The organism is Shewanella sp. 3_MG-2023, from assembly GCF_030548765.1.
Taxonomy (GTDB): domain Bacteria; phylum Pseudomonadota; class Gammaproteobacteria; order Enterobacterales; family Shewanellaceae; genus Shewanella.
Genome location: NZ_JAUOSH010000016.1, coordinates 1 through 20,462 on the forward strand (window position 1 = coordinate 1; position 20,462 = coordinate 20,462).

Genomic DNA, 20,462 nt, shown 5'->3' on the forward strand with positions numbered 1-20,462 from the left:
GTCGATTAGCTCAGCTGGGAGAGCACCTCCCTTACAAGGAGGGGGTCACTGGTTCGAGCCCAGTATCGACCACCATTTTCTTCGATTTATCCTCTTCAAGTCATAATATTTTACTCTCAATGAACACTCATTCATCAGTTATAAATTTATTTAATATTTCTTGTGTTTTCTTAGCTTAACCGCTGCAGATAAAGTAACTCTTGCCGCTTAATGACATAAAAAACGCCCAGTTTCGATAGAAGTCAAAAGTGAGCGTCATAAAAGTGTGTTATTTATTGTGGAATGTTAATCAACGCCTAAAAAGCCGCCAGTTTGATGGGACCAAAGTTGGGCATAAATACCCTCAGACTTGATCAACTCTTGGTGAGTTCCTTGCTCAACGATCTGGCCTTTATCAATGACAATTAGTCTGTCCATAGCCGCGATGGTTGATAGTCGGTGAGCAATGGCAATCACGGTTTTACCTTCCATTAATTCATATAAACTTTCCTGAATTGCCGCCTCAACTTCGGAATCTAATGCTGAAGTGGCTTCATCTAGTAGTAAAATCGGGGCATTTTTCAATAATACTCGGGCAATTGCAATACGTTGGCGTTGACCGCCAGAGAGTTTTACCCCACGTTCACCCACTTGTGCATCTAAGCCTGTATTACCAAAGGGATCTGATAAATCATCAATAAACTCGGCTGCTTGAGCCTGCGCAATGGCTGCTTGAAGCTGTTGCTCCGAAGCATTAGGATCGCCATAGAGGATGTTTTCTCGAATTGAGCGATGCAGTAGTGAGGTATCTTGAGTTACCATGCCGATTTTAGCCCGCAGCGAATCTTGAGTAACATCGGTAATCGGTTGATCGTCAATACTCACTTGACCTTTTTCAACATCGTGAAAGCGCATTAGCAAGTTAACGAGCGTTGATTTACCAGCGCCAGAACGACCTACTAAACCGACCTTTTCACCGGCTTTAATGTTTAAATTCAGATTGCTAATCACCCCTGATTTTTCGCCGTAATGAAAACTAACATCGTTAAAGTCAATTTTACCTTTGCTAACAACAATATCTTTAGCGCCAGGTTTATCTTCAATTTCAATGGGTTTTGATAAGGTATTCATCCCATCAGTGACAGTACCGATATTTTCAAACAGTGAGCTTATTTCCCACATGATCCATTGAGACATGCCGTTTAAACGCAGTGCTAAGCTAACAGCAATAGCAATCGCACCCACAGTAATCGCATTATCTGCCCAAAGCCAAATTGAAACCGCCGCAATGGTAAATGCTAAAAGGTAATTTATGATCTGCACTAAAACGTTAATGATGGTCACAAGGCGCATTTGGCCGTAGACGGTTTTAAGAAAGCCCATCATGCTGTCTTGGGCGTATTCAGCCTCTTGCTTGGTATGAGAAAACAGCTTCACGGTGGAAATATTGGTATAACTATCAACGATCCTGCCAGTCATGGTCGAGCGGGCATCTGCTTGCTTGGCTGAAATGGCTTTTAGCTTTGGCACTAACTTCCACTGAATAGCAATATACGCAAATAGCCACACCAGCATTGGCAGCATTAAGCGCACGTCAGCACTGGCGATCATCACCAGCATTGAAGTGAAATAGATGATGATATACATCAATACATCTAACAGTTTCATGACGGTTTCACGCACTGCTAATGAGGTTTGCATTACTTTAGTGGCAATGCGGCCGGCAAAGTCATCCTGATAAAATGAAACGCTTTGTTTTAGTAAGTATCGATGTGCTTGCCACCTGATGGCCATAGGGTAATTACCCAGCAAGGTTTGATGCACGATAGCCGCATGCAAAGCCACTAATAACGGAATAATCACCAGTACTACCACAGACATCAATATTAAGGTGCTACCTTCATCTTGCATTAAGGTCTGTGGGTTTTTAGTGACTAACCAGTCAACTAATTTGCCCATAAAGCCAAATAATGACACTTCTAAAATCGCCAAAGTCGCTGTCAAAATTGACATGATGATTAAGTGTTTTTCAAAACCGCGGGTGTAATGACGGCAAAAGGCATAAACGCCTTTTGGGGCTTGGCTGGGTTCTTCTGAAGGTAATGGGTTGGTAAGGGATTCAAAGAATTTAAACATCTATTTCTCAATATTTGAAACGGGAACAGCAATATATACAGAGGATACCTTAACTTGGTGCTGACTTGTTAGCTAAGTGTTAGTTAGATTGTTTCGATACTTGTAGGCTAGCATTAAATGGGGTCAGTGGTTGAGTTCCGTTTTCCGCTAGTGACTAGCGTCATTATTCGCTAAAGTGACGCTAATAATCTTCAAGCTGCTATTAACCAGCTTACATAAACGGGTAACGATAACATGTCTCCTAAAGCAGTGCTAAACAGCGAGAAGTCTTTAGCACCTATAGCCAGCAGTCAGGCGTGCAGTTTAGCTGCTAATGTTTGCCGTCAAGCAAGGCTAAGCCGTGATGCGCGTTTTGATGGGCATTTTTTTACTGGGGTTTTAACCACAGGGATTTATTGCCGCTCAATTTGCCCTGCGACGGCACCTAAAGAGCAAAACGTGCGTTACTTTGACTCTGCGATTAAAGCTGCTCAGGCGGGGCTTAGGCCTTGTTTACGTTGCCGCCCAGATAGTGCGCCACAATCCAATGCATGGAAGGGCACTCAAACCAGTTTGCAGCGAGCGATAGCCCTGATTGATGGCGGTTGTTTAAGTGGCGAACAGGGTCAAACACTTGCATCATTATCACAACGGCTGGGTATTAGTAGCCGCTATTTAAGCCAACTCTTTAATAAGCAGCTAGGCACCTCGCCAAAAAAATATGCTATTTATCGACAACTGATGTTTGCTAAACAGCTGTTACATCAAACCAGCTTGCCAATAACGGACGTGGCATTAGCTGCAGGTTTTAATAGTATCAGACGCTTTAATGAAGTTTTTAAGGAGCAGTTGCAATTGACCCCATCCCAATTAAGGCGTGATAGCGCCAAGGCAAATGTTGCTACCAAAGCTGACGGTATTAGCCTGTTATTAGATTACCGCCCGCCGTTTAATTGGTCGAAACAGTGGTCGTTTTACCAGTTAAGAAGCGTTGAAAACATGGAGTGGCTTGATGAGGCATCAAAGGCTTATGGCCGCAGTTTTTGTTTAAATGTTAATCATCGGCAGGTTAGCGGCACCATTGATGTATTACCGCTAAAAGATAAACACCAATTGTCACTTACGGTGAAATTTGAACGTGCTGACGACTTAGACTATTTACATCATGTGGTGCTGTTTGTGCGTAAGTTATTGGATTTAGATGCGGATATGGCGGTTATCCATCAATCATTTAAGTCACTTGTCGACATGGGGTTAACCCCTACAGAGGGTTTACGGATCCCTGCCACAGCCTCGGTGTTTGAAGCCGGATGCCGGGCAGTATTAGGTCAGCAAGTGAGTGTGGTACAGGCAAGTAAGCTACTGAATATCTTGGTGAGGAGTTATGGTAAAAAGCTCGTAATTTCAGATCGTGAGCTTATCTTATTTCCAACCCCGCAAGCGATAGCAGCGGCAAGTTTAACTGAATTTAACATGCCAGCATCACGCAAAGCCGCGCTTAATTTGTTAGGTCAGTTTGTCGCTGAGCACCCAGACGCAAGCCCTGATGATTGGCTCAGCGTTAAAGGTATTGGCCCATGGACTATTGCCTATGCCAAAATGCGCGGTCAAGGCGATCCGGATATCTTTTTAAGTGGCGATTTAGTGATAAAAAACCGCTTGAAAGTTCTGCGCTGCCAGCATGGGAAGGTTGATGGGCAGACAGAAGCGCTTACCGGTAAAGCCTATCGACAATTTTGCGACAAGATTGCCAAGGATGTCAGCCCATGGGGCAGCTATGTCACTTTTCAATTATGGAATAGTAATGAAAGTTAATAATCAACCGCCGATTTACCTGCAAATTGAGCTAAGCCCTGTGGGTTACTTGAAGCTGCGAGCCTCAGAATTAGGCCTTACCCATTTGCAAGTGGTCAGTGAGGCTGACGCTGTCGATAGTGGCGATATTATCGATGCAAGTGCTGACTCAATTGAGCAAGCTCAAAAACATGTGCAGCAAGCCATCACAGAACTTAATGAATATTTTGCCGGTAAGCGCAGTGAATTTGACGTCACGCTTGCAGCCACTGGTACTGTGTTTCAGCATGAGGTTTGGCAAGCGCTGCGAGAGCTGCCGTTTGGGCAGGTATGCAGTTATGGCGATATCGCCAATAAAATTAATCGACCTAAAGCAGTTAGGGCGGTGGGCGCTGCCAATGGTGCTAATCCCATAGCGATAATCGTGCCGTGTCATCGAGTGATTGGTAAAAATGGTACCTTAACCGGTTATGCCTATGGCCTTAAAATGAAACAAGCTTTGTTGTCATTAGAATCAGCTGATTAATCGAATGCGGCTTGTTTCATCATCTATGAGCAGTAATTCATCATTGCTTGATCTATTTCGCTAACTTAAGCGGCATAAATACGCTAAAATAGCTGGCTATACCTTATTTTGAGCACTTGAAATTAATGACCTCTGCTACTGATCGCAAAGATGATACCCAAACGAGCCTAAATGCTGACACCCTTTTAGCGACGCAATCTGAAACTAATACCGTTAGTTTCACCGAAATGGGCTTAATCTCGCCATTATTAGCGCGGTTAACTGAACTTGAGTACCTCACTCCAACGCCGATCCAAGCGCAGGCCATTCCTCACGTATTAGCGGGTAAAGATTTACTGGCTGGTGCTAATACTGGCTCTGGTAAAACCGCAGCATTCGCTTTACCGATTTTGCAGCAGTTAAGTCAGTCTGCTGGGGCGTCAAAAAATAAAGGTAACTTTGTTTCAGCGTTGATTTTAGTGCCGACCCGCGAGCTTGCAAAGCAAGTCGCCGATAGCGTTAAATCCTATGCGGTGCATTTTAATGGCGCCATTAAAACCGTTGCCGTGTTTGGCGGCGTGTCAGTGAATACTCAAATGCTGGCCCTTCGCGGCGGCGCAGATGTACTTGTGGCAACTCCTGGGCGATTATTAGATTTAATCTCAAGTAACGCCATTAAGCTTGATAAGGTAAAAACCTTAGTGCTTGATGAAGCCGATCGTATGTTAAGCCTTGGTTTTACTGACGAGCTGGCTTCAATATTAAAATTAATGCCTGAGAAAAAGCAAAAACTGTTGTTTTCAGCAACTTTCCCAGAGGAAGTTCGCACCCTTACGGCGAGTTTACTGGTTGAGCCAGTAGACATTCAGTTGCAAAGCGCCGAAGAAAGCACCTTAGTGCAACGGGCATTTACCGTAAACCGTGAAAGTAAAACCGCATTATTAGCCCATTTGATCAAAGAGCATAAATGGCGCCAAGCATTGATTTTCGTTAATGCTAAAAATAGCTGTAAGCACTTGGCAGAAAAACTATCAAAACGGGGTATTAGCGCTGAAGTTTTCCATGGCGACAAAGCCCAAGGCGCCCGTAATCGTGTGCTAGATGGATTTAAGTCAGGTGAGATTGAGGTATTAATTGCCACCGATATCGCCGCACGTGGTTTAGACATTGATAAGCTCCCAGTGGTTATCAATTTCGATTTACCAAGAAGTCCTGCTGATTACATGCATCGTATTGGCAGAAGTGGTCGTGCCGGTGAAGTTGGTTTAGCGATATCATTATTAGCCCATGCGGATTACCATCATTTTAAAGTGATTGAGAAAAAAAATGCCCTGCGTTTAGAGCGTGAGCAAGTTGCTGGCTTTGAAGCCGATGAGCAAATGCCTGATGACTTGTTAGAGCTTGATAAGCCAATGGCAAAACCTGAAGGCACAGGTAAGAAAAAGCGTAAAAAGAAAGCCGAAGTCAATGTCGATTTTTGGGCTCATATTAAAAAACCTGAACAAGACTAATTCAGCCTTAGTCCCGAGTGAACGCCCCATTTCATAGTTAACAAGAGTATTAACGTTTTTATGAAGCAGTTATTTTGGTTAGTAGAGGGGGTCATTGCAGGTCGCAGTGGCCCTAATAAACACCCTTGGGATTTAGCGGAATTAAAAGCGGCAGGTATTGGCGCTATTTTATCGGTCAATGATGGTGACGAGGTCGCAGCTGCCGCCATAGAAGCGTTAGGGCTAAAATATTGCTGCACTCCTTTTTCAAATAATATCCCACCGCAAGAGGGTGATGAGGCTATTTGCGTTGCGCAAATGCCAACAGCGTTGGCCTTTATCAGAGAGTGTGAAGCGCAAAATATTGCGGTACTTATCCATTGCCGCTCCGGTAAAGACCGCACGGGCATCATGATGGCGTATTACTTAATGGATAATGGCGCAGCGCCAGTCCATGCTGTGAGTCAAGTGCGCAGTGTAAGAGACATTGCTTTTAGCGCTGAAGGTTGGGATCAATTTGTATTTGATGTCTTGTATGCGCTGCAAGATTAAACCATAGTTATACAGCGCATCTGTGACGGCTTATGATAGCGGTCATGTTAGCAATACGCTTAAACCATAGTGTAAAAGGCTGCCTGATAATAGAGCCCCAGTAAAACCTGAGTCAAATTGAAAGGAAGCCATCAATGCCCAAAAACAATTCTGTCATATTCGTTTGTTGTGTATTGTGTTTAACTCTCATTGGCTGCGCCAATCGCGCTGAATTCAAGCCTCTTTCTCAGCAGTATAAACTCGCGCCTGTCACTGACTCTCCTTTAGCACAATACATTCAATCTCAACTGCAGCAGTCCTCACCTCAGTACTCTTCACTTCAGTACTCTCAAACTAGCAGCCAAAGCAATGATGATACTCAAGCAGAGTTAAGTTTAACGGGAGTTAACCCCCTTAGTGATGGCATTGATGCTTTTATTGCTCGTTTAGCCATGATTGAAGCAGCCACTGAAAGCATCGACTTGCAATACTACATTTATCGCAATGATGAAACCGGGAAAATCCTCAGTTTATTTCTCTATAAAGCCGCTCAGCGCGGGGTGCGAGTTAGGGTGTTGCTGGATGATTTAACCACAGCAAATGGCGACGATGGCTTAATGGCCATTGCAACTCACCCTAATATTTCAGTGCGTTTGTTTAATCCATCCTATGAACGTCAGTATCGTGGACTGGCATTTTTATGGAACTTTAGCCGCCTCAATCATCGTATGCATAACAAATCACTGACCATTGATAATTTAGTGACAGTGGTTGGGGGGAGAAATATTGGCGCTGAATACTTTTCAGCAGATGAGAATGTCGATTTTGGTGATTTTGATTTACTGGCCATTGGCGACGCTGTTGATAAGGTATCAACCCAATTTGATACTTATTGGAACTCGGCCCAAGTTAATAGCATTGAGCAATTGGTAAAGGCCGCTGAGCCATATCAAGGCAATAATACAAATCCTGAGCAAGATAACGTGCTAGCGAAACTGGATGCCAGAGCAAGCATTCTTGAGAAGAGCTTAATGACCGATGAATATGTTACTCGTTTAGAAAAAAATACCTTATTAGATCGCCTGCAAAATCAAGGGTTACAGTGGTATTGGGGCGAAGCCCAAGTGGTGTATGATCCGCCAAATAAACTTGAAAGAAACCCTAATGACAGCATTTTATTAGATGACTTAAGTTATTTTTTTGAGCAAGCGCAGCATCAATTACTGATTGTCTCGCCTTACTTTGTCCCAGGCGATGCGGCAACCCATGCATTAATCAATGAAGTAAAACGGGGTAAAGAGGTCACCATAGTGACTAACAGTTTAGCTGCAACGGATGTATTAGCGGTTCATGCAGGGTATCAGCAGTACCGCCAAAAACTCATTGAAGGCGGGGTTAAGATTTATGAAGTAAAAGGCAATGCCAAGGGCCAAAAATCTAAAAAAACCAGTTGGAAAGGTAGCAGTCGCACGAGTTTACATGCCAAAACCTTTATTATTGATGAGCAAACACTCTTTGTTGGTTCGTTTAATTTTGATCCCCGCTCAGCACTGATCAACACCGAAATGGGCTTAATTATTGATAATGAGATGCTGGCTAAAGAGATCCTTGCAGGGCTTGCGCTGTCAGCAAATGATAAAGCTTATGAAGTGGTGTTAAAAAATGGCGAGCTGGTGTGGCTTGACCATCAGCATCATAAAATTATTTATGCAGAGCCCGGTGCTGGCTTTTGGCGTAAGTTTTTAGCTGATTTTTTAGCATTGTTGCCAATAGAGTCCCAGCTGTAGTTTTCTAATTGATAAAGCAAATTAGCGACTTAACCCCCGAAATTCAGATTTGAATTTGATATGACGAAAAGGCTGTGGTTAACTTTAAATAATCAGTTTTAATCGGCAATATTATGAAAAGTAAAGCAAGCCAGTCACAAGGATTGTTACTGTTTCACCTTTCCCATACTCAGCAGTTTGCTTTGGGCACCTTAAAAGTTCGCGAAATTGTCCCGTACACGCGTTTGTCGGTTATTCCGAAATCCCATCCGTCAATATTAGGTGCAGCAACCATACGCAGTAAAACCATTGCGGTGATTGATATGGCTGCATCGATTGGTTTTAAGCCGATAGATCCAAGCGACTATGATAAATGCAATATTATCATCACTGATTGCCAGCGAATGGTGATAGGCTTTTTGGTTAGAGGAATTGACAAAATAATTGAGTGTAACTGGCGAGATATTGAGGCGCCGGCAGCGAACTTAGGCCATCAGGTTTTTCTTACTGGGGTTGCTCGCCTTGATGGCAAATTAGTGCAATTGTTGGATGTCGAGTTATTAATGGCAAAATTATTCCCCTATGATCCCGCCGCTAACCGAGCTATTTTGACAGATATTCAACGAGAGAAATTAAAGCCACTGAATATCTTATTAGTGGATGATTCTAAAGTCGCTCGAAAGCAACTTTCAGATGCACTCGATTCTATCAATATCCCTTATTCTGTCACCGCAGATGGCCATGATGCACTACAGATCATGCAGCGGGCTGCAGATAACCAAAAACCTATAGATTTGTTAGTGAGTGATATTGAAATGCCAGGACTTGATGGTTATGAGCTTGCATTTGAAGTCAAAAATAACCCGCAACTTGCCAATGCCTATATTATTTTACATACCTCTTTATCCAGTGAAATTAGTGTCAGCCAGGCTAAACAAGTTGGCGCCGATGAAGCCTTAACAAAATTTGATGCCCATGAATTAATTGATGCTATTCTCCGAGGGGCAAAATAACAATTTTCATCTAATACAATAATTTGCCAATAATGAAACGCGCTAAATTTCATCACATGTTGGCTAAATGTGGTTTGTTTGGGAATGTACGGTAATATTAGTGCATCATTTTGCAGCGAAACTAGACTTTAGCCATCCCATCCGATATATACCTATCAGAGCTTATTAAAATCCCGTTATTCGATTTTTAAAAAGTCACAAATATTAGAGCTTAATAAAAGCCATAAATATAAAAATATAGGTCAAGCAATGAATCAAAATCCATCACTGTTAGCGCGATTAGCTAATGGCAGTTTAGTGTTACAAATTCTCGCCGGTATTGTACTGGGTGTTCTTCTCGCCACATTTTCAACTTCAGCAGCAGGGCAGGTTTCCTTCCTTGGTGATTTATTTGTTGGAGCATTAAAAGCAGTCGCACCGATCTTAGTGTTTGTACTGGTGGCATCATCAATTGCAAATCAAAAGAAAAATGCCCATACCAATATGCGTCCTATTATTGGTTTGTATTTAGCGGGCACATTTGCTGCCGCGTTAACTGCAGTACTGTTTAGTTTTGCCTTTCCGACAACATTAGTACTTGTTGGCGGCGTTGAGGGGACTAATCCTCCTCAAGGTATCGCAGAAGTGTTAAATACCTTGTTATTTAAAATTGTTGATAATCCAGTGAATGCACTGCTTACCGGTAACTATATTGGTATTTTAGCCTGGAGTATTGGTTTAGGTATTGCTTTACACCACGCCAATGAGTCGACAAAGAAAGTTATTTCAGACTTAAGCGATGGCGTAACCGCAATCGTACGCTTTGTGATCCGCTTTGCGCCTATTGGTATCTTTGGCTTAGTGTCGGGCACCATTGCGGCAACAGGCTTTGATGCATTAGCAGGCTATGCGCAATTACTTGCAGTATTGGTAGGCGCTATGGCCTTTATTGCTTTAGTGGTTAACCCGATTATGGTTTACGTAAAAATCAAACGTAACCCTTATCCATTAGTGTTTAAGTGTTTACGTGAAAGTGGCGTAACGGCGTTTTTCACCCGTTCAAGTGCTGCCAACATTCCAGTGAATATGGCTTTATGTGAAGAGTTAAAGCTGCATAAAGATACTTACTCAGTGTCAATCCCATTAGGCGCAACCATTAATATGGGCGGCGCGGCAATTACTATTACCGTACTGACTCTTGCAGCTGCTCATACCTTAGGTATTCAAGTTGACTTCTTAACAGCAGTGTTATTAAGTGTGGTTGCTGCAGTATCGGCATGTGGCGCTTCAGGCGTTGCTGGTGGCTCATTACTGCTTATTCCGCTTGCGTGTAGCTTGTTTGGGATCTCTAATGATGTGGCGATGCAAGTTGTTGCTGTAGGCTTTATTATTGGCGTTATTCAAGATTCTGCGGAAACTGCGCTAAATAGCTCAACGGATGTGGTATTCACCGCTGCAGCTTGTGAAGCGGCTGAGAATAAAGCAAACGGTTAAGGGTTAAGCTTAAAAAGCTTCAACCTCTAATGTGAGATAATAAAAAACCGACAACTTGTCGGTTTTTTTGTATCTGCATACTTATTTTAGCGCCAGTTAAATTGTTTTTAGCAAAAAGGGTGTTTGCTAAAAAAAGTGCGTTGCTTTTGAGTGTACGGGTGAATAATTGTCAGCATTTGCGCATGCAAGCTAAGGCGCTTTTTGGCTTTAGCTGTAATGTCATCACCGTAAAAGTTATCACCAAGTATCACATGGTTAAGTGCTAGCATATGAACACGTAACTGATGAGTACGGCCTGTTTCTGGCATCAACTTAACCAAGGTATGATTTGCAAAACGCTCGATGACTTCATAGTGAGTAATCGCTGATTTACCTTGATCTGATACCACTTGAAATGGTGGGTTTTCTTTGTCGCCAGCTAACGATAAATCAATCGTGCCACTGTCAGCGCCCATAACACCATCTACTTCAGCGATATAAACTTTCTTGGTTTTTCTATCTTGAAACTGAGTTTTAAGATGAGACTCGGCTTTTTTATTGCGGGCAAATACCATGATGCCAGAGGTGTCGCAGTCTAAGCGATGTACCAAAATGGCTTCAGGGTAGAGTTTTTGTAAACGAGTAATAGCACAATCATGGGTATTGGCAGCTTTGCCAGGATTTGCTAATAAGCCGGCAGGTTTATTAATAACAATGATATCTCGGTCTTTATAACGGATATCAAGCCATGGAATACTAGGTGGTTGGTAGTCAAAAATTTGCATTTAGTCGCATCGGTTTACAAAAATAGGTGACTATTTTAGCAAATAAACGGCGCTGCAGTAATGGATATCAACCGCTAAAGTAAAATAGCCTCAATTAATCGGCTATTTGATTGCGGCAAATCAGTTATGGCAGGTATTGTTCAGGTGTCTTACGGCTATAGATACGGCTATAGGCCATTAACTGTGGATAGAAAGTACGAAAAGCAATCTCAATTTCAACATATAACTTGTCAACGTCGCTGATGGCCGTCTTAAAAAGCTCAGGTTTTGAAATACGTTGACTCACACCTTCAATTGCTTTGTTTAGCCCAGCTCTTGTTTGGTAGCTCATTAACCAATCTTGTTCGATGACTTTTGGGATGATCAATTGCAGCTTTTCCGGCAGTTCGGCGGTATGTTGCAGGCTATGGTATGCCTTTTGAGTAAACTCAGATAACGATTGCTGATGATACTCATCCCAGTAGAAAGCAAGGTAATGATCAAACACTAAATCAATTAAAATTGGCGCCACACGGCGTGAACTTTTTGGAAATAATTTGATTAAATCGGTGATTAATTCATGGCTGTCAGTAATTTGATCGATTTGTCGATGTAGCCATAAACCTTGTTGCAAATGCTTTGGGAAGTGTTTTATATCGCCCTTGGCAAAGTCTCCAGCAAGATTGGCTGCTAAGTGGCTGTCGCTAATATCAGCTAAATGTAGGTGCGCTAGAAAGTTCATATTTTGTACTTTTATTTTTGAAAATTTACAGTATGATACTAAACAACAAAATTGGAAATATAGTAACAACTGACTGTAAGATTCATCATATAGATTTCTCTTTAAAAGTCATGGCTATTATTTACAATTTGTACTTATGGAAGATATTTTATGCCTGTTGAAATTTGGGCTGTAGGGATCATGGATGATGAAAAACTGGATAAAATCAGTATTAAGGCAGCAGTCTGCTAAAAAACGTAAAAAAGTTGACATAGACCTCAAGATTGAAAGCCATTCTTTTAAACCTGACAGTTTATGTAATTCTGCCGATAAAAATTTGTTTTCATCAGTATCTGAAGTTGATGATAATTTAGCAAATGTACAATCAGCGAATTCAAAATAACCCTATTTCGTGGTTTTTTAAACGCCGCGCTTAAGCCAGATCCCCAACTGATTTTAATGTTGGCGTTAGCCATTAGCCGCTGGCGTGCATTAATCGATCACTATTTCATACCCTTTGCTTGATATTAGCAGTTACTAGTCCTAGACTAGCGCGGTTTTTATTGTCTATAAAAGAGTATCGAAAATGCGCGTAGCAGACTTTTCTTTTGAATTACCAGATGAGCTTATTGCTCGATATCCAATGGCTGAGCGAAATGCTTCGCGTTTATTGACCTTAGATGGCAATTCAGGTGAGTTGGCCGATAAGCAATTTACCGATGTCCTGTCGAAAGTGAATAGCGGTGACTTGATGGTATTTAATAATACCCGTGTTATTCCAGCACGTTTGTTTGGTCAAAAAGCAAGCGGTGGTAAATTGGAAATGTTGGTGGAGAGAATGCTTGATGATAAGCGTATTCTTGCCCATGTTCGTTGCTCTAAGTCTCCTAAAGTTGACTCTATGATTATTGTTGACGGTGGCTACAAAATGAAAATGCTAGCCCGTCATGACGCTTTATTTGAGTTAGCCCTTGAAGATGATAAAACCATTTTAGAAGTACTTGAAGAAGTTGGTCATATGCCTTTGCCGCCGTATATCGATCGTCCCGATGAGGATGCTGATAAAGAGCGCTATCAAACGGTTTATAACCAAACCCCCGGCGCTGTGGCAGCACCTACAGCAGGTTTGCACTTTGATGATGCCATGCTTGAGGCGCTAAAAAACAAAGGCGTTAATATCGCTTTTGTAACCTTGCATGTAGGCGCGGGTACTTTTCAGCCAGTGCGAGTGGATACCATCGATGAACATGTGATGCATTCTGAGTGGGCTGAAGTTAGCCAAGAGGTTGTCGACTTAATTGCTCAAACTAAAGCGGCGGGCAAACGCGTTGTTGCTGTAGGCACTACATCAGTGCGTTCATTAGAAAGCGCTGCGAAAGCCTGTGGTGATGACCCGTTGACGGAATTTAAAGGCGATACCGATATTTTTATTTATCCAGGATATCAGTTCAAAGTTATTGATGCCATGGTGACTAATTTTCATTTACCAGAGTCAACCTTGATTATGTTAATCAGCGCATTTTCGGGTTATGAAAATGTGATGAAGGCTTATCAGCATGCGATTGAGCACAAATACCGCTTTTTTAGCTATGGCGATGCCATGTTTTTAACGAAAAAAGCCCCGTAACGATTGATTTTGATCTAAAATACCCGCCCACAGAGGTGGGTATTTTTTTGGGTTTATTTTGTAGCCTCACTTGAAGTTGCAACATTTGCCCTCATGTCTTAATGAAACAACAGCGAGTCAGACTGTTTATCTGGCAAGGTGATTTATGAAATTTGAATTAGATACAACTGATGGTCGCGCACGTCGTGGTCGTCTGATTTTTGAGCGCGGCACCGTTGAAACTCCAGCATTTATGCCAGTAGGTACTTACGGTACTGTGAAAGGGATGACGCCTGAAGAAGTTAGAGCCACAGGCGCTGATATTCTGTTAGGTAACACCTTCCATTTATGGCTTCGCCCAGGTGAAGAAATCATGCGTAAGCATGGCGATCTTCATGATTTTATGAATTGGCAGCGTCCAATTTTGACTGACTCTGGCGGGTTCCAGGTATTTAGCTTGGGTGATATTCGTAAAATCACTGAAGAAGGGGTGCATTTCCGTTCGCCTATCAATGGTGAGAAGATTTTCTTAGACCCTGAAAAGTCGATGCAAATTCAAGACTCATTAGGCAGCGATGTGGTGATGATTTTTGACGAATGTACGCCATATCCTGCAACACATGATGAAGCGCGTAAGTCGATGCAAATGTCATTACGTTGGGCACAGCGTTCACGTGACGAATTTAACCGTTTAGAAAATCCGAACTCGTTATTCGGTATTATCCAAGGCGGTGTGTACGAAGATTTGCGTGATGAAAGTATTAAGGGCTTAACTGAAATCGGATTTGATGGCTACGCCGTAGGTGGTTTAGCTGTTGGAGAGCCCAAAGAAGATATGCACCGTATTTTAGAGCATGTTTGTCCTCAGATCCCTGAAGATAAGCCTCGCTACTTAATGGGCGTTGGTAAGCCAGAAGATTTAGTTGAAGGCGTCCGTCGTGGTGTGGATATGTTTGATTGTGTTATGCCAACCCGTAACGCACGTAATGGTCACTTATTTACTTCTGAAGGCGTGATTAAAATTCGTAATGCTCGTCATCGCGATGATACTTCTACCCTTGATGAAAATTGTGATTGTTATACCTGTAAAAACTACACCCGCGCGTATTTATATCACTTAGATCGCTGCAATGAGATCTTAGGTGCGCGTTTAAACACCATTCACAACCTACGTTACTATCAAATGTTGATGGAAGGTTTGCGTGGCGCAATTCAGACAGGTACATTAGACGCCTTCGTGACAGAGTTTTACACCAAACTGGGTCGTGAAGTACCAGAACTATAGTTGACTGATTTTTTTTAGAAAATAAGAAGAGAGTAATATGTTAATTTCAAATGCATACGCAAACGCAGCAGGCGCTCCTCAAGGTGGCGGCACCATGGAACTGATTTTCATGCTAGTTATTTTTGGCTTGATCTTCTACTTCATGATCTTCCGTCCGCAGTCTAAGCGTGTAAAAGAGCACAAAAACTTAATGTCTGCATTAAGTAAAGGTGATGAAGTGCTTACAAGCGGTGGCATTTTAGGCAAGATTGCTAAAATCAGCGATGATAGTGATTATGTTTTATTAAGCATTAATGAAACCAGTCAGATCACCATTAAAAAGGACTATATTGCAGCGGTATTGCCAAAAGGCTCTATCCAGTCGTTGTAAGCCAAGAGGGCTCAGGTGTGTTAAATAAATACCCAATGTGGAAGAACATCATGGTGATGCTAGTCATCGCCATTGGTGCTTTTTACGCAACTCCAAACCTATTTGGTGAGGATCATGCAGTACAAGTCGTAGCGACTCGTGGTGCAGAAGTGACAACTTCAACTCTATCGACAGTAAACGGATTACTTGAAAGTAAAGGCATTGCGGTAAAGCGCTCTGAGCTCGAAGATGGGCAATTACTTGTCCGTGTTCAAAATTCTGAGCAGCAATTGCTTGCTAAAGAAGCCATTGCTGATTCATTAGGTGATAAATATACCGTTGCATTAAACCTAGCGCCGGCGACACCTGAGTGGCTTGAAGCTCTTGGTGGATCACCAATGAAGTTTGGTTTGGATTTACGCGGCGGTGTTCACTTCTTAATGGAAGTGGATATGGGCGAAGCTATTCGTAAGATGGAAGAAGCCAAAATTGCTGATTTTAGAAGCCAATTGCGTGAAGAGAAAATTCGTTACGCAGGTGTTCGTAAAACTGCAAAAGGCCTTGAGATTAAATTCCGTGATGCTGAAAACTTAGCCAAAGCAGAACGCTTCTTAAAGTCTCGCAATAATAATGAAATGGTATTTAATGATGGTAGCAGCGGTGAAAACTTTGCCCTGTATGCCACCATGAGTGATAGCTACCTTAGTCAAATTAAGGAAGAAGCACTACAGCAAAACATGACGACTATTCGTAATCGTGTTAACGAACTGGGTGTTGCTGAGCCGGTAGTACAGCGTCAAGGCGCTGAACGTATTATTGTTGAACTGCCAGGTGTACAAGACACTGCGCGTGCAAAAGAAATTTTAGGTGCTACAGCATCAATTGAATTTCGCATGGTTGATCAAAACACTGATCAAAGCGCAGCAGCAAATGGCCGCGTACCTGCGACCTCAGAGGTATTTCCTCGTCGTTCAGGTGGCATTGCGGTGCTGAAAAAAGAAGTGATGTTAACTGGTGATCATATTACCGGTGCCCAACCTTCTTTTGATGAATATAGTCGCCCACAAGTATCGATTAACTTAGATGCTAAAGGTGGCAACATCTTCTCTAACGTCACTAAAGACAACATTGGTAACCCAATGGCGACTTTATTTATTGAGTATAAGGATAGCGGTATTCGCAATCCTGATGGCTCAGTGAAAATGACTAAAATTGAAGAAGTTATTTCAGTTGCTACCATTCAAGCTCGTCTAGGCCGAAATTTCGTTATTAACGGTCTTGATCATTCTGAAGCACAAAGCTTAGCGTTATTACTTCGTGCAGGTGCGCTTATTGCGCCAGTGACGATTGTAGAAGAACGTACTATTGGTCCAAGCCTTGGTGCACAAAATGTTGAAAATGGTATCCAAGCAATGATTTGGGGCTTGGCAGTTGTTTTAGTCTTTATGCTTATCTATTACCGTGCATTTGGTGTTATCGCAAACTTAGCACTTACCGCTAACTTAGTGATGGTTGTTGGCGTGATGTCAATGATCCCAGGTGCCGTATTAACCCTGCCTGGTATTGCCGGTATGGTATTGACCGTTGGTATGGCAGTAGATGGTAACGTGCTGATTTACGAACGTATCCGTGAAGAGTTACTTGCTGGACGCAGTGTTCAACAAGCGATTCATGAAGGTTACGCCAATGCATTTTCAACCATTGCTGATGCAAACATTACCACCTTTATGACGGCATTAATTTTATTTGCTGTGGGTACGGGCGCGGTTAAAGGTTTCGCAATTACTCTGATGATTGGTATTGCAACGTCAATGTTTACTTCTATCGTGGGAACGCGCGTTATCGTGAATCTCATGTGGGGTGGTAAACGCGTTAAGAAACTATCAATTTAAGGAGTTGACCATGTTACAAATATTTTCAGTAAAGAAAACGATCAACTTTCTAAAACATGCAATGCCAATCAGTGTTTTATCAATGATTTTGGTGGTGGCTTCTTTTGTGTCATTAGGCACAAAAGGCATCAACTGGGGTCTTGATTTTACTGGTGGTACGGTTGTTGAGTTAGAGTTTTCAAAACCAGTAGACTTATTAGAGCTACGTGCTGAATACAGTACTGATGGCGCTGACGGAGCAGTAGTGCAAAATTTCGGTTCAAGCCGAGATATCTTAGTACGTTTACCTGTTCGTGATGATCTAAAAAGTGATGATCAAGTCGCTGCGATTGTGCACGGTGCTCAAGTTATTGATGCCAACGTTATTCAAAAGCGTGTTGAATTTGTTGGCCCTCAAGTGGGGAAAGAGTTAGCAGAGCAAGGCGGCTTAGCCGTGATTGTGGCGTTAATTTGTATTCTCATTTACGTATCATTCCGCTTCGAATGGCGTTTAGCAATGGGCTCTGTTGCCGCACTTGCTCACGATGTCATCGTCACCTTAGGCATTTTCTCTATTTTACAATTAGAGTTTGATTTAACGGTATTAGCAGGTTTGCTTACGGTAGTGGGTTACTCGTTGAACGATACCATCGTAGTCTATGACCGTATCCGCGAGAACTTCTTGAAGATGCGTAAAGGCGGTCCTGATGAAGTGGTTAATACGTCTATCACGCAGACAATGAGCCGTACTATTATTACTACAGGTACTACCTTAGTGGTGGTGATTGCGCTATTCCTTAAGGGCGGTAGCATGATCCATGGTTTCGCAACGGCGCTACTGTGTGGTATTTTTGTTGGTACTTACTCATCTATTTACGTGGCAAGTTACTTAGCCATTAAATTGGGTATTTGTCGCGAGCATATGATGCCAGTTGAGATTGAGAAAGAAGGTGCTGATCAACCTTCAATGATGCCTTAATCTTAAGCCGCAACACAAAAAAGCCACTCAATCGAGTGGCTTTTTTATTGGAATGTATTTCTTAAATTTAAATACTGATGTTTAAGCTGCTTGCAGGGATAACTTGCTGGGATAACAAGTGCCTATAAACTTCAGCTTTAATGGATGCAATGAACTGGCTGTTAGTCGGGTGATGAATATCCAATGCAACCCAGCCATCAGTGGACATTTGTTCTAACTGAGTAAATTTAGTGCCTGAAACAGTGTCAGCATCCCACTGCCCAGTAGCTTTAATTATGCCAACCGAAGAGTGTAAGCGGCTAATAGAAAACCCCATCATATTTGGCTTAATTCCATTTGGTACTCAGCTTGGCCTTTTTCACCAGAAGTAAATGCGCCTTTACCAGCAATGTTAATCAACTCGCCTTGGCCAGAATTTGGCACGATAATGAAGTCACTGCTGGCGACACCACTTTCAAACTTACCATTGTGTTGCAATACAAAGCTGCCGGACTTGCCATTAATGCTGACTTCCACGTTTTCAAAACCACAAAACACTGCTTTGCCATCTGCGGTATAACACATGATATATTTGGGCTGGCTGACACCTTCAAGATCGCCTGAGTACATTTGGCTAATACTTGCTGAGGTTTGCTTAGCACCATCAGGGTGTTCTATATCTGTGGCTTCATCCCAATTTGTAATTTGAAATACACCGGATATTTGCAGATTCATATGATTCTCCTTTAAAGGCTATCAAGAGCATATAATGAGTATAAAGTTTAATCAATGCTCGACAGCAAGAACCATTTACAAGTACGATGATTAAAAATTTGCCATCAGAGCAATGCAGTAGGAATAATAATGGACAATAGAAAAGTACTCTTAACGGGCGGTAATTTACTCCAAGCGCATACTTGGAAAGGGCTGCTTGAAACAAATGGCATATTGGTAGAATTGACCGGTGAAGCTTTACTCGGTGGTGTTGGTGAGTTACCCACTGAAATGCAAACTGTGGATATCTGGGTTTGTCAAAATCAACTCGAGCAAGCTAAAACGCTGTTAGAGTCTCATAATATGGACTGTCCGCAATGGCAATGCCTTCAATGTCATGAGATGAATGAAGGCAGTTTTGAACTGTGCTGGCAATGCAGCTCGCCACAAAGTACCACCCACAACTAACATTGACCTTTTACCGCTGTAAAAGTCTTAAGATTGAATCATTATTATTGATACTAAATAAGACGATGACAATGGCACTATTAACTGGTTATAGTTGATTATCTTAATTATTTTGCGAGTGTTCGATGCAGTATTTTCCATTATTTGTGGATACCAAAAATTTACAGGTACTAGTTGTTGGTGCCGGAGAAGTGGCCACTAGAAAGCTTGATTTGCTGTCACGCACCGAAGCTGACATTACTGTTATTGCCCCGGATATCGCTCAAGAAATTCAAAGCTATCATCAAAAAGGGCGAATTCGATTACATAGGCGCGTTATTGAAGCAGCTGATATTGCTGATTATGATGTGATCTACATGGCCACAGCCAATGAACAACTCAATAAAGACTATGCCGTTTTAGCCACCCAAAAAGGCATTTGGGTCAATGTGGTTGATAATCCCAGTTTTTGCCGCTTTATAACACCTTCCATCGTCGACAGAGGTCGCTTAGTCGTTGCCATCAGTACCGCTGGCGCCGCGCCAGTGTTTGCTCGCACTATTCGTTCCCGACTTGAAACGCTATTGCCCCAGTCATTGAGCCCTCTATTTGATTTTGTTGCGTCAAAGCGCACTGAAGTGCAGCAAAAAATCAGTTCTGGTAAAGATAGACGTTTATTTTGGGAGCGATTCTTTAAACTAAACAGTGATCGTTTTGATAGTGTGACAGAAGCTCATTATCAAGATGCATTTAGCAGTTTAGCTGCCGATGGCGAAATATTATTGTTAGATGAAAACGATAACGCGGCCTTATTGCCTATTGCCGCTATGCCATTATTGCAGAAAATTGAAGTAATTTATCGGGACAGTCCGCTGACTGAAAATGGCGTTAGTACCGATATTAATGAACTTATAAGACGTGATGCTAGCCGCGAAGCTGTCCCTAATTTCAGTGAAATTGCAGCAAAATATCACCATGGCGAGCGCATGCTATTGGTGCTAGACACTGAAAAGTTAAAAAAATTTAAAGCACATTTCCCCATGGCGAAGCATCTTCAACCTGGGGCTTTATAGCCATTTTTGTGGGGATATTTACTGCCTAG

The 20,462-nt window shown here is 42.3% G+C and carries 20 protein-coding genes; 15 read left to right on the forward strand and 5 right to left on the reverse strand.

Features of this window, described 5'->3' with window-relative positions:
- Positions 1 to 285 precede the first annotated feature (285 nt).
- The gene (locus Q4591_RS10620; RefSeq protein ID WP_102439673.1) at positions 286 to 2,115 is read right to left on the reverse strand and encodes an ABC transporter ATP-binding protein; all 1,830 of its coding nucleotides are present in this window, start codon (positions 2,113 to 2,115) and stop codon (positions 286 to 288) included.
- A gap of 234 nt (positions 2,116 to 2,349) precedes the next feature.
- On the opposite strand from Q4591_RS10620, the gene Q4591_RS10625 reads away from it, so the two are divergent.
- From Q4591_RS10625 to sstT, 7 genes are all read left to right on the forward strand, one after another.
- Positions 2,350 to 3,909 (forward strand): Ada metal-binding domain-containing protein, encoded by a 1,560-nt coding sequence (locus Q4591_RS10625; RefSeq protein ID WP_102439672.1) that lies wholly within the window; start codon positions 2,350 to 2,352, stop codon positions 3,907 to 3,909.
- The gene (locus tag Q4591_RS10630) at positions 3,899 to 4,414 is read left to right on the forward strand and encodes a methylated-DNA--[protein]-cysteine S-methyltransferase (RefSeq protein WP_102439671.1); all 516 of its coding nucleotides are present in this window, start codon (positions 3,899 to 3,901) and stop codon (positions 4,412 to 4,414) included. The genes Q4591_RS10625 and Q4591_RS10630 overlap by 11 nt, the downstream gene beginning before the upstream one ends.
- A 227-nt stretch (positions 4,415 to 4,641) precedes the next feature.
- The gene (locus tag Q4591_RS10635) at positions 4,642 to 5,904 is read left to right on the forward strand and encodes a DEAD/DEAH box helicase (protein ID WP_241900950.1); all 1,263 of its coding nucleotides are present in this window, start codon (positions 4,642 to 4,644) and stop codon (positions 5,902 to 5,904) included.
- Positions 5,905 to 5,964: 60 nt separating this feature from the next.
- A complete protein-coding gene (locus tag Q4591_RS10640; protein WP_102439669.1) occupies positions 5,965 to 6,435 on the forward strand; it encodes a dual specificity protein phosphatase family protein in 471 nt (156 codons plus the stop codon).
- 134 nt (positions 6,436 to 6,569) lie between these two features.
- Positions 6,570 to 8,201, forward strand: a complete 1,632-nt coding sequence (locus Q4591_RS10645) for a phospholipase D family protein (protein WP_102519084.1) — start codon at positions 6,570 to 6,572, stop codon at positions 8,199 to 8,201.
- A gap of 113 nt (positions 8,202 to 8,314) precedes the next feature.
- Entirely contained in the window at positions 8,315 to 9,193 is an 879-nt protein-coding gene (locus Q4591_RS10650) for a chemotaxis protein CheV (protein WP_102519082.1), read from the forward strand.
- A gap of 249 nt (positions 9,194 to 9,442) precedes the next feature.
- Positions 9,443 to 10,666: a serine/threonine transporter SstT gene (gene sstT, locus Q4591_RS10655; protein WP_102439666.1), complete on the forward strand. Its 1,224-nt coding sequence runs from the start codon at positions 9,443 to 9,445 to the stop codon at positions 10,664 to 10,666.
- A 107-nt stretch (positions 10,667 to 10,773) separates the two neighbouring features.
- Here sstT and Q4591_RS10660 read toward each other — a convergent pair whose 3' ends face one another.
- Both Q4591_RS10660 and Q4591_RS10665 read right to left on the reverse strand, forming a co-directional pair.
- Positions 10,774 to 11,430 carry an RluA family pseudouridine synthase gene (locus Q4591_RS10660; RefSeq protein WP_102439665.1) on the reverse strand — a complete coding sequence of 219 codons (657 nt, stop codon included), beginning with the start codon at positions 11,428 to 11,430 and terminating at the stop codon, positions 10,774 to 10,776.
- A 124-nt stretch (positions 11,431 to 11,554) separates the two neighbouring features.
- Positions 11,555 to 12,151, reverse strand: a complete 597-nt coding sequence (locus tag Q4591_RS10665) for an ACP phosphodiesterase (RefSeq protein WP_102439664.1) — start codon at positions 12,149 to 12,151, stop codon at positions 11,555 to 11,557.
- A 184-nt stretch (positions 12,152 to 12,335) separates the two neighbouring features.
- Between Q4591_RS10665 and Q4591_RS10670 the strand changes: the two genes are divergently transcribed.
- From Q4591_RS10670 to secF, 6 genes are all read left to right on the forward strand, one after another.
- The gene (locus tag Q4591_RS10670; RefSeq protein WP_102476182.1) at positions 12,336 to 12,533 is read left to right on the forward strand and encodes a hypothetical protein; all 198 of its coding nucleotides are present in this window, start codon (positions 12,336 to 12,338) and stop codon (positions 12,531 to 12,533) included.
- A gap of 183 nt (positions 12,534 to 12,716) precedes the next feature.
- A complete protein-coding gene (gene queA, locus Q4591_RS10675) occupies positions 12,717 to 13,757 on the forward strand; it encodes a tRNA preQ1(34) S-adenosylmethionine ribosyltransferase-isomerase QueA (protein ID WP_102476181.1) in 1,041 nt (346 codons plus the stop codon).
- Between the two features lie 145 nt (positions 13,758 to 13,902).
- A complete protein-coding gene (tgt, locus tag Q4591_RS10680) occupies positions 13,903 to 15,021 on the forward strand; it encodes a tRNA guanosine(34) transglycosylase Tgt (protein WP_102439661.1) in 1,119 nt (372 codons plus the stop codon).
- A gap of 37 nt (positions 15,022 to 15,058) precedes the next feature.
- Positions 15,059 to 15,391 carry a preprotein translocase subunit YajC gene (gene yajC / locus Q4591_RS10685; RefSeq protein WP_076542918.1) on the forward strand — a complete coding sequence of 111 codons (333 nt, stop codon included), beginning with the start codon at positions 15,059 to 15,061 and terminating at the stop codon, positions 15,389 to 15,391.
- Between the two features lie 17 nt (positions 15,392 to 15,408).
- A complete protein-coding gene (secD, locus tag Q4591_RS10690) occupies positions 15,409 to 17,262 on the forward strand; it encodes a protein translocase subunit SecD (RefSeq protein ID WP_102439660.1) in 1,854 nt (617 codons plus the stop codon).
- 10 nt (positions 17,263 to 17,272) lie between these two features.
- On the forward strand, positions 17,273 to 18,220 hold the full coding sequence (secF, locus tag Q4591_RS10695) for a protein translocase subunit SecF (protein ID WP_076542916.1): 948 nt from the start codon (positions 17,273 to 17,275) through the stop codon (positions 18,218 to 18,220).
- A 67-nt stretch (positions 18,221 to 18,287) separates the two neighbouring features.
- On the opposite strand, the gene Q4591_RS10700 is transcribed toward secF, so the two are convergent.
- Both Q4591_RS10700 and Q4591_RS10705 read right to left on the reverse strand, forming a co-directional pair.
- Complete coding sequence (locus Q4591_RS10700; RefSeq protein WP_303461028.1) at positions 18,288 to 18,539, reverse strand: hypothetical protein; 252 nt, start codon at positions 18,537 to 18,539, stop codon at positions 18,288 to 18,290.
- Positions 18,536 to 18,934 carry a DUF3224 domain-containing protein gene (locus Q4591_RS10705; protein ID WP_102439658.1) on the reverse strand — a complete coding sequence of 133 codons (399 nt, stop codon included), beginning with the start codon at positions 18,932 to 18,934 and terminating at the stop codon, positions 18,536 to 18,538. Before Q4591_RS10705 ends, Q4591_RS10700 begins: the two co-directional genes overlap by 4 nt.
- Positions 18,935 to 19,063: 129 nt before the next feature.
- Here Q4591_RS10705 and Q4591_RS10710 point away from each other — a divergent pair, with 129 nt between their 5' ends.
- Together Q4591_RS10710 and Q4591_RS10715 are read left to right on the forward strand one after the other, a co-directional pair.
- Positions 19,064 to 19,381 (forward strand): DUF2007 domain-containing protein, encoded by a 318-nt coding sequence (locus Q4591_RS10710; protein WP_102439657.1) that lies wholly within the window; start codon positions 19,064 to 19,066, stop codon positions 19,379 to 19,381.
- Positions 19,382 to 19,506: 125 nt separating this feature from the next.
- Positions 19,507 to 20,433, forward strand: coding sequence for a bifunctional precorrin-2 dehydrogenase/sirohydrochlorin ferrochelatase (locus Q4591_RS10715; RefSeq protein ID WP_102476178.1), 927 nt, complete (start codon positions 19,507 to 19,509; stop codon positions 20,431 to 20,433).
- The last annotated feature ends 29 nt before the right edge of the window (positions 20,434 to 20,462 follow it).